This is a genomic window from Acholeplasma laidlawii, assembly GCF_015709225.1.
In the GTDB taxonomy this organism is placed as follows: domain Bacteria; phylum Bacillota_I; class Bacilli_A; order Acholeplasmatales; family Acholeplasmataceae; genus Acholeplasma; species Acholeplasma laidlawii_A.
In genome coordinates, this window is record NZ_JADNRS010000019.1 from 1 (window position 1) to 18,035 (window position 18,035).

General features: G+C 31.5%; 14 protein-coding genes. 3 read left to right on the forward strand and 11 right to left on the reverse strand.

Features of this window, described 5'->3' with window-relative positions; genetic code table 11:
- Positions 1–22 precede the first annotated feature (22 nt).
- The 8 genes from IY230_RS01405 to IY230_RS01440 form a co-directional block, all read right to left on the reverse strand.
- Entirely contained in the window at positions 23–2,284 is a 2,262-nt protein-coding gene (locus tag IY230_RS01405; protein WP_196369563.1) for an ABC transporter ATP-binding protein/permease, read from the reverse strand.
- Entirely contained in the window at positions 2,281–4,419 is a 2,139-nt protein-coding gene (locus tag IY230_RS01410) for an ABC transporter ATP-binding protein/permease (RefSeq protein WP_196369564.1), read from the reverse strand. The genes IY230_RS01405 and IY230_RS01410 overlap by 4 nt, the downstream gene beginning before the upstream one ends.
- Positions 4,420–4,422: 3 nt before the next feature.
- Entirely contained in the window at positions 4,423–5,070 is a 648-nt protein-coding gene (locus IY230_RS01415; RefSeq protein WP_196369565.1) for an HAD family hydrolase, read from the reverse strand.
- A 143-nt stretch (positions 5,071–5,213) separates the two neighbouring features.
- Positions 5,214–8,279: a glycoside hydrolase family 3 protein gene (locus IY230_RS01420; protein ID WP_196369566.1), complete on the reverse strand. Its 3,066-nt coding sequence runs from the start codon at positions 8,277–8,279 to the stop codon at positions 5,214–5,216.
- Positions 8,280–8,416: 137 nt separating this feature from the next.
- A complete protein-coding gene (locus IY230_RS01425) occupies positions 8,417–9,112 on the reverse strand; it encodes a DsbA family oxidoreductase (protein ID WP_196369567.1) in 696 nt (231 codons plus the stop codon).
- Between the two features lie 91 nt (positions 9,113–9,203).
- Positions 9,204–9,416 carry a hypothetical protein gene (locus tag IY230_RS01430; protein WP_196369568.1) on the reverse strand — a complete coding sequence of 71 codons (213 nt, stop codon included), beginning with the start codon at positions 9,414–9,416 and terminating at the stop codon, positions 9,204–9,206.
- A 65-nt stretch (positions 9,417–9,481) separates the two neighbouring features.
- Positions 9,482–11,278, reverse strand: coding sequence for an oligoendopeptidase F (gene pepF / locus IY230_RS01435; RefSeq protein WP_196369569.1), 1,797 nt, complete (start codon positions 11,276–11,278; stop codon positions 9,482–9,484).
- A gap of 15 nt (positions 11,279–11,293) precedes the next feature.
- Positions 11,294–11,878, reverse strand: a complete 585-nt coding sequence (locus IY230_RS01440) for a helix-turn-helix domain-containing protein (RefSeq protein WP_196369570.1) — start codon at positions 11,876–11,878, stop codon at positions 11,294–11,296.
- 150 nt (positions 11,879–12,028) lie between these two features.
- Between IY230_RS01440 and IY230_RS01445 the strand changes: the two genes are divergently transcribed.
- The 3 genes from IY230_RS01445 (at position 12,029) to IY230_RS01455 (ending at position 15,527) form a co-directional block, all read left to right on the forward strand.
- Positions 12,029–12,868, forward strand: a complete 840-nt coding sequence (locus tag IY230_RS01445; RefSeq protein WP_196369571.1) for a DegV family protein — start codon at positions 12,029–12,031, stop codon at positions 12,866–12,868.
- Positions 12,869–13,021: 153 nt separating this feature from the next.
- Positions 13,022–14,857: an MAG1210 family protein gene (locus tag IY230_RS01450; protein WP_196369572.1), complete on the forward strand. Its 1,836-nt coding sequence runs from the start codon at positions 13,022–13,024 to the stop codon at positions 14,855–14,857.
- Positions 14,858–14,861: 4 nt separating this feature from the next.
- Positions 14,862–15,527, forward strand: coding sequence for a LemA family protein (locus IY230_RS01455; RefSeq protein WP_041634008.1), 666 nt, complete (start codon positions 14,862–14,864; stop codon positions 15,525–15,527).
- A 26-nt stretch (positions 15,528–15,553) separates the two neighbouring features.
- Here IY230_RS01455 and IY230_RS01460 read toward each other — a convergent pair whose 3' ends face one another.
- The 3 genes from IY230_RS01460 to IY230_RS01470 form a co-directional block, all read right to left on the reverse strand.
- Positions 15,554–16,447, reverse strand: a complete 894-nt coding sequence (locus IY230_RS01460) for a cation diffusion facilitator family transporter (RefSeq protein ID WP_196369573.1) — start codon at positions 16,445–16,447, stop codon at positions 15,554–15,556.
- 96 nt (positions 16,448–16,543) lie between these two features.
- Positions 16,544–17,479, reverse strand: coding sequence for a DUF561 domain-containing protein (locus IY230_RS01465; RefSeq protein ID WP_196369574.1), 936 nt, complete (start codon positions 17,477–17,479; stop codon positions 16,544–16,546).
- On the reverse strand, positions 17,460–17,900 hold the full coding sequence (locus tag IY230_RS01470; protein ID WP_196369575.1) for a MaoC family dehydratase: 441 nt from the start codon (positions 17,898–17,900) through the stop codon (positions 17,460–17,462). Before IY230_RS01470 ends, IY230_RS01465 begins: the two co-directional genes overlap by 20 nt.
- Positions 17,901–18,035: the final 135 nt, after the last annotated feature.

Here is an 18,035-nt window from a genome sequence, read left to right on the forward strand (position 1 = left end):
CAATCCCCTTTTTATTTTTAAGCTATATATCGTAAGAACTTATAATTTGTGCAGGTGTTTTTCTAAGTAAGAGTCCCATTGGAAGTAGACCTATCAGTAGATTTGTTGCATATACAAAGATTACACCAAATAAGATAATGAAAAAATCAATTCTAAAACCTATAAATGTTCTTAGCGGTGAATTAGAAAATGCACCTAGTATAAATGACATCAGTCCAAATCCGATTAAAGAGGATACAGTTGTTAAAAGTATAATTTCAACAGCAAATGAACTATAAATTTCTAGTTTTCTTACACCTAAGGCTCTATATACAGATATTTCATAAATGCGAGATATCATACTAGAACGCATCACAAAGTAAAATGCTAATAAGCCACCACCAATTAAAAAGATTGTAATAAGTAAATTTGCAGCAGTTTGTTGTGCAATTGCTATATTATTTTGGTCAATGACAGCTTGACTGCTTAATTTCACCATGTAACCTGCATCTTCTAGTGCTTGTTTAAGTTCTAAATAGTTTGGTGTAAAGATATAGGCATCTAAACTAGCACCTGAGGATGCTAATATAGATTCTTCGAACTCTCTAGTTGTTGTATAACTTGGACTATTGATAGAATCAAAGTTTGTCAAAGTAAATGCTGTATTATAATCATATGCATAAATAGCAATATACTTAGCTTTAGATATACCTACAACTGTATAACGCTTTTGTGGGTCACTTAATGCACCACTAAATGCTAGTACTTCGCCAATGAAATCCTCTGGACGCCAAATACCTATATCTTGGTAGTTTTGATCACTTAATACATCTTTTGAATAAACACCATAACTTAAAACAATTTCATTAGCATTTAAAGGTAATCTGCCTGCATATATATCATTTTGTTTAAGTTGTTTACTATATTCTATTTTAATATTAGATGCTAAAGATTTAAATGCCCCATTACCTAAATTGATTCTTAACTGGTTACTAGCTGCGAGTCTTTGCATATAAATGACATAATCCCCATTGGTTTCATCGTTTACCTTGTCAAGTAAAGCTGATGCACCACCGTTTCCTTGATAAAACGAGTTCTTATTTACCTGGATATAACGTTCATCCATCGTAAGTGCATCTTTATAGTCTTTTGTAAGAATACTGTACATATTAATGGTTGCAAATGCTACTAACATACCGCTAATCATAAAGATTGCTAACATGAGTTTACCTTTGCGACCAAAGTTTATGAGTTTTCTAAAAGCAATCCAAAAACTGTTTTTGAAAGAAATTGTAAACTTCTTATGCTTATCTAAGTTTGTATGATCTAAGACACTATCATCAAATGTTGTAACTAACATTTCTTCTCTTGTCTTTTTAGTGAAATGTTCATCTTTGACAATCATATGAGATTCTTCATTTAGCAACTTAATCTTTTGAATATCTGATTGAATATCTAAATAAAGTGTCTTATTTTTAATGATTAAACGTACTTGAGTAGGTAATACATCATCACTATCTGAATAAAAGGATGCTTTTAAGTGTTTTGAATCTAAACTAGATACTTCCACTAAGTCCTTCAAGTAAATCGTATTATCATTGGAAAATGCATGGTCTAGTAACGTGGTATTTTGATCATCATTGATGATTTTACCATCTTTAATTTCAATGATTCGGTCCCCATAAAAGTTTGCAAGTTCTTTTTCATGTGTTACTAATACAACTAATTTGTTAGCAGAAATTGATTTAATGATATTCATGATTTCTAGTGTATTTTTACTGTCTAAATTACCAGTAGGTTCATCAGCAATAATCACTTTAGGGTTTTTAACAAGTGCTCTAGCTATCGCTACCCTTTGTTGTTGTCCACCAGATAATTGCGTACTACGTTTTTTTCTAAAACGGTACATACCTACCTGTTTTAAGATGTAGTTCACTCTAGTTTCTATCTCGTTTTTATCTTGAATACCGATCATCTTAAGAACAAACGCCACATTATCAAACACACTTAAATTTGGCATTAAGTAATAATTTTGGAAAATATAGCCTACTTCTTCAGTACGAATTTTATCCCATATTGCAGATTTATAATGTGATATATGATGATCAAAGAAATCAATTTGACCCTTTTGAACTTTATCAAGTCCACCAATCACATTAAGTAGTGTTGTCTTACCAGATCCAGATGGTCCTAGTAAAACAACAAGGCCCTTATTAGGGAAATCTAAAGATACATCATTTAATACATGAATACTATTTTTCTTACCACGATTAAAGTGTTTATCTAAATGTTTAACGCTTATCATAATGTATCTTCTCTACTTTCTGTAAGATTTTCAATGACTGATATTTTAAAGGTCTTCTTATTGAATCTTCTAGCTAACCATATAGATAGATAAGTAAATGTTAGGAATAAAATAACATAATCAAACGGAAGTAAACGTTGTAGGATTAAGTTCATACTGTAATTTGAGTAACTTAAGATATTTATGACAATCATAGATACAATAAATGAAATGACCATCATATATACTTGTTCAAATATAACTAATAAACCAAGTTTAGACTCATTGGTACCAATCGATCTAAAGATTGCAAAATCTTTCTTTCTAGAACTCATTACATTCTTCATGACTGAATATAGAATAAAGTATAAGAATAATGCAAATGCGTAGATTAAAGTGTAAAAGAATAGTGAAATCAGAAAGTTGATTGGTGCAAATAATGCTTGAATCGCATTTTGTTCAAGTGCTGGATAAATCACTCTATATGTTGTTTTATCAATTGCTTTAAAGAGCCTTTCAGCTGTAATTTCACTACTTGCAGAAAGTGATAAGGTTTGATTACCACTGGCATTAAGTAATTCATCATGTGAAAAGTAAAGGGCACCACGATTGGAGTCATCAAATATACCTACAACTGTATAATTAATTTCATTATATTCATAGAACTCAACTAAGACAGAAACATTTGTTACGTAATCTTTTCTAACAGGGTCTAATTGTTCTAAATCAAGTAGGTCCCAGCCATAATATGAGATTGTTTCAATATGATCATAAGTGATTAACCAAGTGATATTGTTAATATTCTTATCCGGAAAATCTTCAAATGGGAATCGATATATATAAGTATCTAGTTGTATAGGGGTTACTTCTTCTGAAGTAACAACATCTTCTCTACTATAAAGAATTGCACCAATATTCACTCTTAAAGCATTGGATACAACAACTTCAGTAGCACTAAGGTTTGTCATTTTCCCTTCAATTAGAAATTGCGGTTGTTTAGAGATGAAGTACGTTGTGTCGTATTTATAAGTTTGCGGAATATACTCTGTATATCCTTGAGGATGTGTATAATACATATAGTTCGTTTCTATTTCATCAATGAACAAGACACCTTCGTAAACAAAGTGATTTGAACCGCTTAGACTAGATAAATATTCAACATCATCTGAAGATATTGTCTGACCATCTTTTCTAACAACATTCATACGATTATCCGACATATTTGAAGTGTGAAAATCAAATATTTGAATATCAGGACCCATATCTAAATTTAAATTAAATAAATCTTGCCTTGCTGTATTCATTACATTACTATACGTCATTGTAAAGACTAAAATGATCATTACTTGTAGTGCAATAAAAAACAGTAGTAATCTAGGTCTGGATAATAGATTTCTTAAAGCAAAACGAGCAACTGATCCCACAGTCATTGGCTTAATGTACGGCTCTATTTTGGCATCATCATGTGTATTTTTCTTTAATGTCTTATCTTCTACCACTTCACCATCATGCATCTTTATATGGCGTGTAGCTATCTCTTTGACTTGATCATAGTCATGTGTAACAATGATGATTAACTTATCTTTTGATAATGCTTGAAGTAACGAAATAACTTGTTTACTGGATTCAGAGTCTAAGTTCCCTGTTGGTTCATCTGCAACAATGATTGGTGTATCTTTAGCCAAAGCACGTGCAATTACTGCACGTTGTTTTTGACCACCACTAAGTTTAGATGCTTTATGATGTTTATGACTTGTTAATCCAACTTTATCAATCAGTTCTAGTGCACGTTTTTTACGTTCTTTTCTAGGATAGTTTTGAACTTCTAGTGCTAAAAGAACGTTCTCGTAGACTGTAAATGAATCAATAATATTATAATTTTGGAAGACAAATCCTACAAATTTAGAACGGTAATTTTCCCAGTCTTTGACTAAAAAATGAGATGTTTCTTCATCTTGAATATAAAGTTCACCATCTTCATAGCTGTCAAGACCCGAAATGACGTTTAAAAGTGTAGATTTACCACTTCCTGATTCCCCTGTGACTGCAATAAATTCACCAATATTAAACTCAAGTGAGATCTTTTGCATCCCTACGGATACACCCTCACCGGACTTATAATATTTAGAAATGTTTTCTAGTTTTATAAGTGACATAAATTATTCCCCTTGTATAATTTTTTGTATTTGATCGACCTTAAGTATTAAATAATCTGGTTTTTCATGTTTTAATTCTGTGTAATCTCTAAATCCCCAACTCACTCCAACGACTTTGACATCTGCATGTTTCGCTGTTTGAATATCTACTTCTGAATCTCCTATAAATAGCACCTCATGTTTATTTAATCGAAGCTCTTTAATGGCTAGATTTAAAGGTGCAGGATCTGGTTTTTTAGGTATACCAGGACGCTCTCCGATTACCACATCAAACATACCTTTAAAATAGTAATCTATAATTTCACTTACTGCCTCTTGATGTTTATTGGATACCACTGCTAATTGATATGTTTTTTTTAATTGATGAAGTAGTTCATTCATACCTTCATAAGGCTTAGTACGTATTTTTGAATGTGTTTCTAGATAGGGTAAATAAATAGAAAGTGCTTCATCTAAATAGTTTATATTATGCTTTAATATATGCATCCATAAGGCTTTAGCCCCATTACCTAAATAGCGTCTGACATCTTCTTTTTTTACATGTGATAGTTTAAGTTGATTCAAAGTATAGTTACAACTATTTGTTATATCATCTAGTGTATCTAGTAATGTACCATCTAGATCAAATATAATTGCTTTTAAATTATTCATTTCTACCTCGTTTCTTCATCTCATTATATCACATAGTATATGTGGTCCAATAAAATATATAAATGATGGATTTAAGATAAAAATAAAGCAACTATCACCACATTTGGTCATAGTTACTTTATATTAACTCTAATAATTATTGTCTATCCATGGCGAGTAACCTTGATTTCATAAATTATATTACTAGATTTATTGAATTTAATGGACAGGATTTGAGGTCCTTCTTCTGCAAGTATAATAGCTCTGGCTTGAACTTTATTTCCGTTTGTACCATGTATTGTAACAGTAGTCTTATATGTATTGTCTAAATAAAGTGAAAACGGGATTTGAGCAAGGTTACTAGAATCACTTGATATTGTAAAGTCGATTAAATACTTACCAGCCTTATCAAGCGAAACAGGAAAACTTAATATTGCATCTTTTTTTATAATATGAAGTTCGTTATTTAAATATTCAATATCTTGAACACTATAAATTGCTTGATTAAAATCTAGTTTTAAAGAATCCCAAGCCTTATTTCCAAAAACAGGATAATCTAAGATGTTTAGTGTATCTATATTGATAATGTTTGCATCATTATTTACTGTATTTAGTGTATTAAGGTGGTATATATTCGTATCACTTTGATTATGTATTGTAAGAATACCTGAGGTTTTTTCCTTATTTAAGTATGATTTAGACGACTTTTGTCTAATATGACTTAAATTGTCTAACTTTTGGTTAAATATCAGTGGATTGATATACGACTTTTCATCACTTAACTTAAAACTATCTAGTGTAGGTATATTTAAAGGTTTTTGATTTGTTTTAAACCAATAATTTCTTTTTATCATGTTTGGTTTTGGTTTCAAATGATGCATACGATTGAATGCCGGTGTAGTCATAAGATATGTTAAGATATTCTTGGCTACTTTTTGTAGGTGCGCTAATTTTAATGAGCCATTTAAATAACTTTCTTTTGTATTATCTTGATTAGAATTGGCTTTAGCATCACTTACTACCATGTAAAGGTCATTTTGGCTTATAATCATAGCCTTCGTATTTTTAGCATCACCAGGACCATTAAAATCATTCATTTTAGCCCACCAGTCGGTGACTAAAATACCTTTTAATCCCCATTCTTTTCTTAATAGTAAGTTATTGATCTCAAAATTGGATGCTGTCCATAAGCTATTTACTGGGTTATAAGATGTCATAATTGCACGCGCTTTACCGACCTTTATAGCAATCTCAAATGCTTTTAAGTAGATTTCTCGTTGTGCACGCTCTGATATGATGGCATCCACGTTTAATCTATCAGTTTCTTGATTATTACCGTATAAATGCTTAAGTGTTCCACTCACACCTTCTTTATGTAATCCAATAATTGCACTTGATGCCATAAGACCAGTTAATAGTGGATCTTCTGAATAGTATTCAAAGTTTCTACCGTTTAATGGATGTCTTATGATATTCATGCCTGGACCTAAAATTAAATCCACTTGATAGGCCTTCATTTCAAACGCTAATAATTGGTAGAGATCTTCAACTAATTTTACATCAAATGTCGAGGCTAAGGATATACCATTAGGTAAACTAGATGCATAAAATCCCGAATCCATACGTATACCACTTGGACCATCCGCAGCACAGGCAATTGGAATACCTTTACCTAGTAATTCTTCGGTAACACCACCAAAAGCTGCCGCAGTACCTGCTGTAACTTTTGGTGAACTCATACCCTCACCTCTAGTCAACTCCACCAAATTATCAACACTAAGAGATCCAACAAATGCATCCATTGTGTATTTATTATTGTACACATCCATCAAATTCATAGGTTTAGTATGAGTTGGTAGTGTTTTAGGTATATTTTTTTGAATCAATTCATTATAGTTTGTAGTTCTTAAAGGTACATCTTCAAAGGTTATATTAAAGTTAGCGTCTGGTTTTATACGTTTAAAAGCCTTAATTGGTGCAGAAAGTTCTCTTGATAGTTTAGTGATGATATCATCTTCTAATTTGATATCTCCAAAATGTTCATGATGTCTTGATGAGTTGCCAATATAAAATTTATAGTTTCCTTTTTCAAGTACATATGTGGATTTATAAATATAACCTACATCATCATAGCTTGATAGATTATAAAAATCTATTTTAATTTCGATAATCATAGATTCTTTTGGTTCTAACTCTTTTGTTTTGCTAAAAGCTGCGAGTACTAGTTTTGGTTTACCTAGAAGTCCTTGTGGTTGTGAAACATAGACTTGTACTACTTCTTTTGCTCTAACTTTACCCGTATTAGTGACTTTAACCTTAAATAATATATGCTTATCTACCATATCAAAGCTTAATGGTTCAATTTTAAACTTTGAATAGGTTAAACCATAACCAAATGGATACCTTACTGCTTCTTTATCAAAAGTTTCAAAGTATCTATACCCAACATAGATATCTTCCTCATAAATAACCTGTCCCTTATGACCAAAATTATGGTGTGCCGGTTCTTTTTCTATACTTTTTACTAGAGAAATCGGTAGTTTGCCTGATGGAGATTTATAACCAAGTAAAATATCTTTTATTGCAAGTGCACCATATTGACCACCATGCCATGCAAACACTAAGCCATCAATGGTATATCTATCCATAAATGATAAATCAATAGCACTACCAACATTAAGTACGACTACAGTCTTTTTAAACTGATTAGTGACAAGCTTTAATAGATTATCTTCTTCATCTGTTAGGTAATAACTACCTTTAGTAGCCTTATTATCTTTATCTTCCCCTGCGGTTCTACCAATTACAACTAATGCTACATCACTTTCTTTTGAGGCATCTTGTATGATGTTAGGATGCATGGACATCTCTTCTTGATTCCAAGGTTCAGATGCCCATTGCCCATTACCAGAATCGAAAGGAAACTCACTAACCCATGATTTATAGGTTTCATAGACTAATTTATTCACCTTTACATTTGGATCACTTAAGAAGGATTCTATTAATGATGGGACATATTTGACATTAACCAGACCACCTGATCCGGTACCGGATTTATAATAATTAAATTGAATGCGTCCAAAGATAGCTATTTTTTTGTTTAATAAAGGTAATACATGGTCATTTTTAAGTAAAACCATACCTTCACCTGCAGTATACTTTGAAAAACTTGCAAGTTCTGGAAGTGGCATCATTGCTTGTGGTTCTATATGTTTGAAGCGTTTTTTCATATATGAGTACCTCATAGATTATATTTAAGAAATCGTTTTCTCGTAAGTATATTGTATGTCAAATACGCCATTTTACAAGTATATTTAACGAAAACGCATTTTCGTTTAGAAAATGCGTTCATCATTTAATTTAATCATTAAATTGCACAACCATCCGGACCACATAGATCATCATCTGATCCGATAGTTTGGAAAGGATTTGCTTCTTTATAGGCTTGTTCAATCGCTTGATTAAACATTTCTATGGGTTGTGCACCACTTACTGCATATTTTCTATCTAATACAAAGAATGGTACACCGCGTACGCCAATGCTCTGTGCTTCCTCAATTTCTTTATCAACTTCTTCCTGGAATTGATTTGATCCAAGTACTGCTTTTGCGTCATTGACATTAAGATCAAGTAATTTAACAATATCTAATAAGACTGCATCATCATGAATACTTAAGCCTTTTGTAAAATAAGCCTCAAATAGTTTTGTTGAAATCTCCGATTCTTTACCAAGAGTTCTAGCCCATTTTGCTAGTCTGTGTGCCTTGTAAGTATTAGTCATTTTCATATTGTCATAATCATAAACCAGACCTACTTGTTTTGCACGCTCTACAGTTTGCATAAACATTTGTTTTGTTTGATTTAAACTAACACCTTTCATTCTAGAAAAAATAGTATAACTATCTTCTGTTGTTTCAAAAGGTGCATCTGGACTTAACTGATAAGCTTTATAAATGACTTCAATTTTATCTTTATCTTTAAAATTATTTAGTGCTTGTTCAAATATTGTTTTTCCGATATAGCAAAACGGACATGAAAAGTCACTCCATACTTCAATTTTCATCTTCATACCTCTACTTTCTTATAGTAATCATTTTAACATACCCTATATAATAAAAAGTTGCCTAAGCCTAGGCAACTTTGATTATGTGATTTTACTTTCCTTCTAAGGCAATTAAACTCACAATTAGTAATAATAATGGTTGATAGACGGTGTTCCAAATAACTGCAACAACTGCTTGTACTTGTGTCCATAAGTCACTACTTGATTCCCATGCGTCCAAGTATGCTTGGAAGGAACCTAAAAATAATGATGCAAAAACAACACCTGCTACTACCAATCCTACTAATCCAATAAGTCTTCTCATTTATTAAACACCTCCATGTTTATTTAATTTTACAATAATATAAACTGGTTGTTCTAAAAATTACTTTATTTTTTATCAAAGGCAATGATTTCATCAATTGTATGACTAATAAACTTGATTGCTTCCTTAAGTGGCTTACTTGTTTTTAAATCTACATCAACCATAAGTGCTAGATCTAATGGCTTTTTAGTAGCTCCAGCTTTTAAGACTTCAATCCAATCTTTTGGATCTAATGTTTTTTCAAAGATTCTTTGTGAAACAACTGTTCCTAGTGTTAAACCTGCTGAGTAGGTATAAGGATATAGTCCCATAAAGTAGTGTGGTTGACGCATCCAGGTTAAACCTGCATAATCTGGAATTACGACTGCATCACCCCAGAATTGTCTTAATATATCTAATTTTACGTTATTTAAGACACTTGCAGAAATCGGTTCATAATTATCGATTTTTTCATATACTTTTCGTTGGAATGCAGCTTCTAGTAAGTGTGTAACAAAGTTATGATAATAAGTTCTAGAAATCATTACTGATTGGATCCAACGTTTTGTACGTGCATCTGTTGCTTGTTCCATTAAATGACGCGCCATGATAAGTTCATTTGTTGTAGATGGTGCCTCTATAAAATATAGTGAAGGTCTCGTATTAAAAATATTTTGATATTTATTTGCATATTGGAAATGTCCAGCATGTCCAATTTCATGAGCAAGGACCATTACTTCATCCATTTGGCCATTCCAATTAATTAATATAAATGAATTTTGACCATAAGGTGATGAACAAAAACCACCTGTAGATTTACCAATATTTTGAGGAAAATCAATCCATCTTTCATCAAAAGAACGTCTTACAATCTCTAAATAATCTTCACCTAATATAGATAGTCCATCCATTAGTAATTCCTTAGATGATTCAATTGTTACTTTAGGCTCAAAAGAATCATCTACTGCAATCTTTAAATCAGCATAGGTTACTTGGTCAAGACCATGCAATTTACCTAAGTGTTTAGCATATTTACGCATTGCAGGTGCTAAATCTTTCATAATGACATCAATTTGACGATCCATAAATGATTTGGGTACTTTTTGACTGTATAAAAGATAGTCAAAAACTGATTTAAAGCCTCTTGCATCAGCAAGTGCTTTTTCTTTTTGAAGTTGAGCATAATACTGACTAGCAAAACCGTGTTGGTATTCACTTAACTTACTATAGAATGTTTCATAAGCTTTTCTACGTACCTTAGTGTTGCCATCATATTCATATTCATTCTCAAATAATGTAAATGAATTTGGGTATTTTTGACCATCTACGTCAAAGTCACTAAACTTCATATCAACTAACTTGAAGCGGTTATAACTTCCATAAGGTGCATTCAATACAGGAGATAGTGCATTGAGTAGTTTTTCAGCATCGGGTTTTAGTGTGTGCTTTTTATAGTCTAAAACATCTTCTAAATATAATTTATTAGACGGATCTAACTTCATAGCATCCATCAACACTTTCTTAGTGACTTTATTCAGTTCACTATAAAAGAAATTGAGTTGTTTAGATACTTTTTGAAGTCTTATAGAGGTCTTACCACTTCTCATCTGATTTGCTTCATCCACACCATCAACAGAGGATTGTAGGGAAGCATAAGCACTTAAACTAGTAATCATTTCATTGATGATTTTTAAATCATTTAAACTTGTTGTAATAATATGAGCATCTGTTAATCTCTTTTCATATTTAACAACGAATTCTTTAACCAAACCTTCTAATGTATCGAATGCTGAATTAAACGCCTGGTCATCTTTATAAATTGAGTATATATCCCATGTATGTTGGATATTAATCTCAGATCTTTTAGGTAATTGTTTTTTCATATATAGCCTGCTTTCTTAACGTTTTCTTTTGTAAATTATATAAAACATAAATATTATAAACAAGTAAATTGGTAACATGATGATATATACCCAATAGTTGTATAAATCACCAATCATGAGCGTAATACTTAAAGCCATAGACCAATGACACAATGTAAAGTATAAAAATATGTACTTGACCTGTCTCCAAAAGAAGAAAAACCAAAGTAATACTAGACTAGATACTGGTATAGCATATATAAGCACATGCCAAGCAGGGTAATTTACATTTAAAATAGATAGTATACCAAAAGTTGTACCTGCAATTAACCATGCAATCGATGCATAAAAATAAGCTAAAAGGTAACGATGTTTAAATAAAGAAAAACGATGTTTTCTTTTGGATATTAACTGATCTACTGTGATACCAAAAAATACAGATAATTCTTTTATGACAAAGATATCAGGGACTCCTTCTCCTCTTTCCCATTTAGATATAGATTTATCTGAGTAGTTTAGTTTATCGGCTAACTCTAATTGAGTAAGTGCCATCTTTTTTCTGTAGTATACAATGTTATCCGCTAAATATTTAGTTATCATGTCTTTATTATTATTTTCCATACCTATATTGTAACATAAAATAGCATTCTACTCACAGTAGAATCTAGACAATTTACTCTATTATGTGAAAATAATTAGTAGGTTTACCTATTAATAAAGCGGAATTATAATATTTAGTAGTAAATAGACACTATAAAGGAGTAAACTAACATGATAAAAATAATTGTAGATTCAACTTGTGACTTAAGTGAAGCATTTATCAAAAAGTATCAGATTGATACCATACCACTTCAAGTCATCATCAATGACAAAAACTATAAAGATAAATTTGAACTAGACATCAATCAACTATATGAACACATTAGACAAAAAGATGACATCAAAACTTCACTTCCAAGTTATGAAGACATCTTTCCAATCTTTGAAAAATATGCTAAAGCTGGAGAGTCTTTCATATTCTTCTCATTTTCAAAGGCACTTTCAGGTACATTTAACTTTGCTAATTTATTAATTAAAGATTTAAATGACACCTACAAAACACAAATGCGTGTTGTAGACTTTAAAAATGGTGGACTTGCAAGTGCTTTATTGATGGAAGAAATCGTAGCATTCATGGAATTAAATGATAATATAGATGATGTAGTTAAGTTTAGTGAAAATTTAGTGAATCGCATGCATCACGCAGTCATGCTCGAAGACTTATCTCAACTAAGAAAAGGTGGTAGAATATCTGCTGTTAAATCTATCATATCAACTGCATTATCAATAAAGCCTATCTTAGAGCTTGTTGATGGTCATATTGCATCTTATAAAAATGCAATTGGATCTAAGCGAGCATTAAATGACTTGATGCATTATGTCACTTCAAAAGCACCATCCAAAGAGACTAAAATCGGTGTACTTTATTCAGCAAACGAAGACTTATTAAATCAAATGCTTACAAGACTTGATAAACATGGTTTCAAAAACATCGTTGTTGGTAGAATAGCAAGTGTAATGACAGCACACATTGGATTAGATGCCGTATCAGTATGTTTCCTAACTAATTAATTTAAATCACTTTGGCCCGCTAATTAGGGTTGAAGTGATTTTTTTTACAATTTTATCACGTCTTTTTGTATTGGAATTCATATTATTATATTAATTTAATGTATAATATTAATATATTAAGTATTTTTTGATGAAATTAGAGGGTAAGTACATATGACACATACAAATGATTCAGATTATATGAGTCTTCATCAACCATTAGATAGTTATAAAAATATCTATAAAGATTTACACAATAAACATGTCAATGATATGTTAGACAGTTTGGTCTTAGATTCGAAAATTGATATCCAAGCAAACAAATCTACTGTTAAAGATATAAGACTCAATGAAAAAAATAGAGATAACGTGGCTAAAACTATTCGTAATAACCGAAGTTTACGTTCCTTTTTAATTTTCTTAATTGTCGTATTGATTGGTCTTGTAATCTATGCTATCTATCAGCTTACTTTAGAATCTAATATACTAAGTAATATTTTGATACCAACTTCTCTTCTACTTTCAATACTGTTTATATATTTGATATCTAAAAAGATTAATCCGAAAATTAAAATACTTGTTAAAGATAAAGAAGCAATAATTAAAAAGTTAGAAGGATTATTTAAAGAAGCTTGGACACAAATGCAACCATTAAATGACTTATTTTATGAAGGCATGAGTCAAGAATTATTTCAAAAGACTGTTCCATTAATTAAGATGGATCAAATGTTTGATTCTAAGCGTTTAGATTATCTAGTCAATAAATTTGGTTTGGATGATCTTAATGTTATAGATAGGTCAACACTTTATGTTCAATCCGGTGAAATTAAAGGTAATCCTTTTTATATCGCAGAGGATTTGGTTCATAAAATGGGCACTAAAACCTATTCTGGATCAATAACTATCACCTATACTTCTACTTCTAGAGTGAATGGTCGTACAGTGACTACAACCCATACACAAGTACTTACCGCAACAGTTGAAAAACCTTACCCATTTTATATAGATCAATCTTATTTAGTTTATGGAAATGAAGCAGCACCAGATTTAATGTTTTCTAGAGTAGACTCAGATGCTGAGCATATGAGTGAAAAACAAATAGATAAACATGTTGATAAGACAATTAAAAAGTTAGAAAAGAAATCTAGAAAAAGCGTAAATCAAGGTACAAATTATACCGTATTTGGTAACTCAGAGTTTGAAGTACTCTTTGGTGCAACCAATAGAAATCACGAAGTGCAATTTAGACTGTTATTTACACCACTTGCACAAACAGAACTCCTAAAACTAATGAAGGAAAAAACTCTTGGATTTGGTGATGATTTTGACTTTATTAAACATAAAAAAATCAATATTATAGTTCCAGAACATCTAGCAACTATAAAACTTGATATGTCCCCAAGTTACTATACAAGTTATGACTTTGAGGATATTAAGAAAAAGTTTGTAGATTATCAAAATGCATATTTTAGACACATATACTTTGCTTTTTCACCAGTACTAGCAATTCCTCTTTACCAACAAACGGTTACTCAAGAATACCTTTACAAAGATTTATATACAAGTTATGTCTCCTTCTTCGAACATGAACATGTTGTAAATAGTATGGATGTAAACAAATTTAGACATGAAGAATCTGCAACAAGGAATATCTTAAAAACAAAAGTTGTTCGAAGCAATGACCATAAAGATGTCATTCAAGTCACAGCATATGGATATAAGAGTGTCCCACGCGTTGACTATGTTTCTAGATTAGGTAGAGATGGTAGAATGCATGTCATACCTATTCCATGGAATGAATATATCCCGGTAGATAAACAATCAAATGTTGAGATCAATGTAATACCCGAAGACAAACCATTAACTCCTAGACAACGTGTTGAAGAAATGGTTGAACGTCTAAGAACTAATAATATGACATCAAAAGATATGTTTATTATTAAAAACTTTGCTGCTCGTGTATTAAACCCAGAAAAAAATGATAAAATAAAGACAAACGAAAGGAAATAAGTCAATGGGAAATGAATTAAATGAATTAAATGGTCCGGTTAATCCAGACGGTCGTGACATCAATGTCATCGAAAAACAGTTACAAGTTAAAGTGGGTGTGGGTTCATTAATATTTGAAATCGCACTATGGGTATTGGGGATTATTCCAGGGTTGATTTTCTTGTTTATGAAGATTAATGCTAAAAAATATTTCAATCAACTTCAACAACGTATTCAAAGAGATGCATCCCAAATTGATAATTATCTAGAACAACGTGTTCAAGTACTACAAAACGTAGTTGGTATTGTAAAACAATCTGTTGATTTAGATAAAGATGTAATGAAATCTGTTGCAGCACTTCGTTCTGGTATTCATCCAAATGAAGAAAACAGAAATGAGATTCAAGGTACAGTAGATAGCGCAATGCGTTCAATTAATGTAGCATTTGAAGCTTATCCTGATCTAAAGGCTCATAGAGCATTAGCTGATGCTATGCAACAAAACTCATATCTACAAAAAGAGATTACCGCTGCTAGAGAGTTATATAACGACACCGTATTAAGATGGAACTCTGATATCTTTGCATGGCCAACAAAAATGATTGTTGCTGCACGTTCAAACTATACAACACGTATTCCATTCTCTGCTTCTCAAGAAACTAAAGCTCAAGCTAGATCAACATTCTTCTAATAGCTATTCATAATAAAAACCACATCCTAAAATGTGGTTTTTATTTGCTTAACTAATGGATTTACATGAACCATGCAGTGAATTACATCATAGTTCGCTTCAATATAATGGTGAACATCTTCTGCTATTTTATGTGCTGCCTCAAGTGAAAGTTTATTATCTACTGATATTTCAACATCCACATAAAATTGTGACATATGCTTTCTAACTTTCAAATCATCTACTTTTAATACACCTTGACAAACCAATATACTCTTCTTTATCGACTTAATGATTTCATGATCAGGTGCTTCATCAACTAAGAAAGAAATAGCCTCTAAAATCATTTTTAACCCAGAATAGAATATAAATATAGCAATTAATATAGATGCAACTGGTTCAAAGTATACAAATCCTATAAGCGCAAATGTAATGCTAATCAAACTAATCGATGTAGAAAATATGTCAAACATATGATTTTTACTGTCACCATATAAGGCAACAGATTGGTATTTTTTAGCTGTTTTATAATTTAGGATAAATAATCCTATTTTGATGACGAGTGAAATCATTGAAACAATCACAGTGAAAAATATAGGTTGTTCTATAAGTGTTGGGTTATTGAGTGTAGTGATTAAACTTCTTATACTGCTATAGCCTAGAACGCTTGCTAATGCCATAATAAATAGACTTAAGAATAAGTATAGTATACCCTCAAATTTTTCATGACCGTACGGATGATTTTCATCTGGTTCTTTTGCTGTAACTCTAATAACCATAAGTAGCATCAAACTTATAAAGATGTCTACAAACGAGTTTACCCCATCACTGAATAAACTTTCTGATGATCCCAAATAACCAAATATTAACTTAATAAGTGTCAACACGATATTACCTATTAAACTTATAAGTACTACGCGTCTTAAAATATTTATTCTCATATTGTCCTTTGAAAAATACTGTGAGTAAAAAACTACTCACAGTATGATTATTGATTTAACATATGATATTCTATCACAGATTTAGTTAAATGGTTCTTACAAAATATTAAGGGTATCCTTATAACTTTCAACGTCTAAAAACATATTATCAAGGACTTCTTTAACTGTTTTAACCTCTTTAACTAGCCCAGCGATTTGGCCTGCCATAAATGATCCGTTTTCAACATCACCTTCCATAACTGCTTTTCTTAAGGAGCCTAGAGTAAGGTGTTCTAACTCTTCAAAACTTGTACCTGATTTTTCTAAATCAATGTATTTAACAGCCATTTGGTTTTTAATCACTCGAACAGGTGCTTTTTCTGATCCGGTGATGACTGTGGATGTATCTGTTGCATCAACGACAAGTTGTTTGAAGTTTTCGTGTATTGGGCACTCTTTTGTAGCAAGAAGTACTGTACCAATTTGTACACCCTTCGCACCTAATGCAAATGCTGCTAATACGCCTCTTTTATCTGCTATACCACCAGCTGCAATCACCGGTATTTTTACTGCATCTACAATTTGAGGTACCATGGCCATAGTTGTCAGTTTTCCAACATGTCCACCAGCTTCCATACCTTCGGCAATAACAGCATCAGCACCTGCTTGTTCAACACGCATTGCAAGTTTAGCGGTTGGAATTACTGGTATCACAATCATGCCTGCTTTTTTCCATGCTTCCATGTAAGGAACTGGATTTCCAGCACCTGTTGTAACTACTTTAACACCCTCATCAATAAGTAATTGAGCAATATCTTTTGCATGAGGGCTCATTAACATGATGTTTACACCAAATGGATTTTTAGTTAATTGTCTGATTTTATGGATTTCTTCTTTAACCCAGGCTGCATCATTACCACCGGCACCAATCAAACCTAATCCACCTGCATTAGATACTGCAGCAGCAAGTTGAGCAGTAGCAATATTTGCCATACCACCTTGTATAACAGGATATTTAGTACCTAATAATTGATTAATGTTGTTCATGTTCATTCTCCTTTTTTGGTGGCATGACAATAGCCTCACCAATTACAACTTCTTGACCATGTTGATTGGTTGCAGTTGTCTTTAAATTAACTCTATTTCGTTTTTCATCAATACTTGCTACTTCTACTTTTATAGATACTGTATCCCCGATAAATACGGGTTTCACAAATTTAGAATCTTGTCTTAAATATATAGTTCCTAAACCCGGTAAAATTGTTCCTAAAACAGTTGAAAATAATCCTGCGATAAATCCACCATGTGCTATTCTTTGTTGAAAAATTGAACAGCTGGCATACAAATCATCTAAATGTACTGGATTCATGTCTCCAGTAACGCCTGCAAATATATGAACATCTGCATCGGTAATTGTCTTGTTGAGTAAAGCAAACTGACCAACATACATTTGATCTATTGTTTTTCCATGCATATTTGTTTCCTTCTTTCTTTATTAAATTATAATCTGAATGGTTTTTACACACTTATATTAAACCTTAAAAACCCTATTGTCAAGCAATGTTATAACAATATATGAATATTTATTCATACAACATAATTTTATATA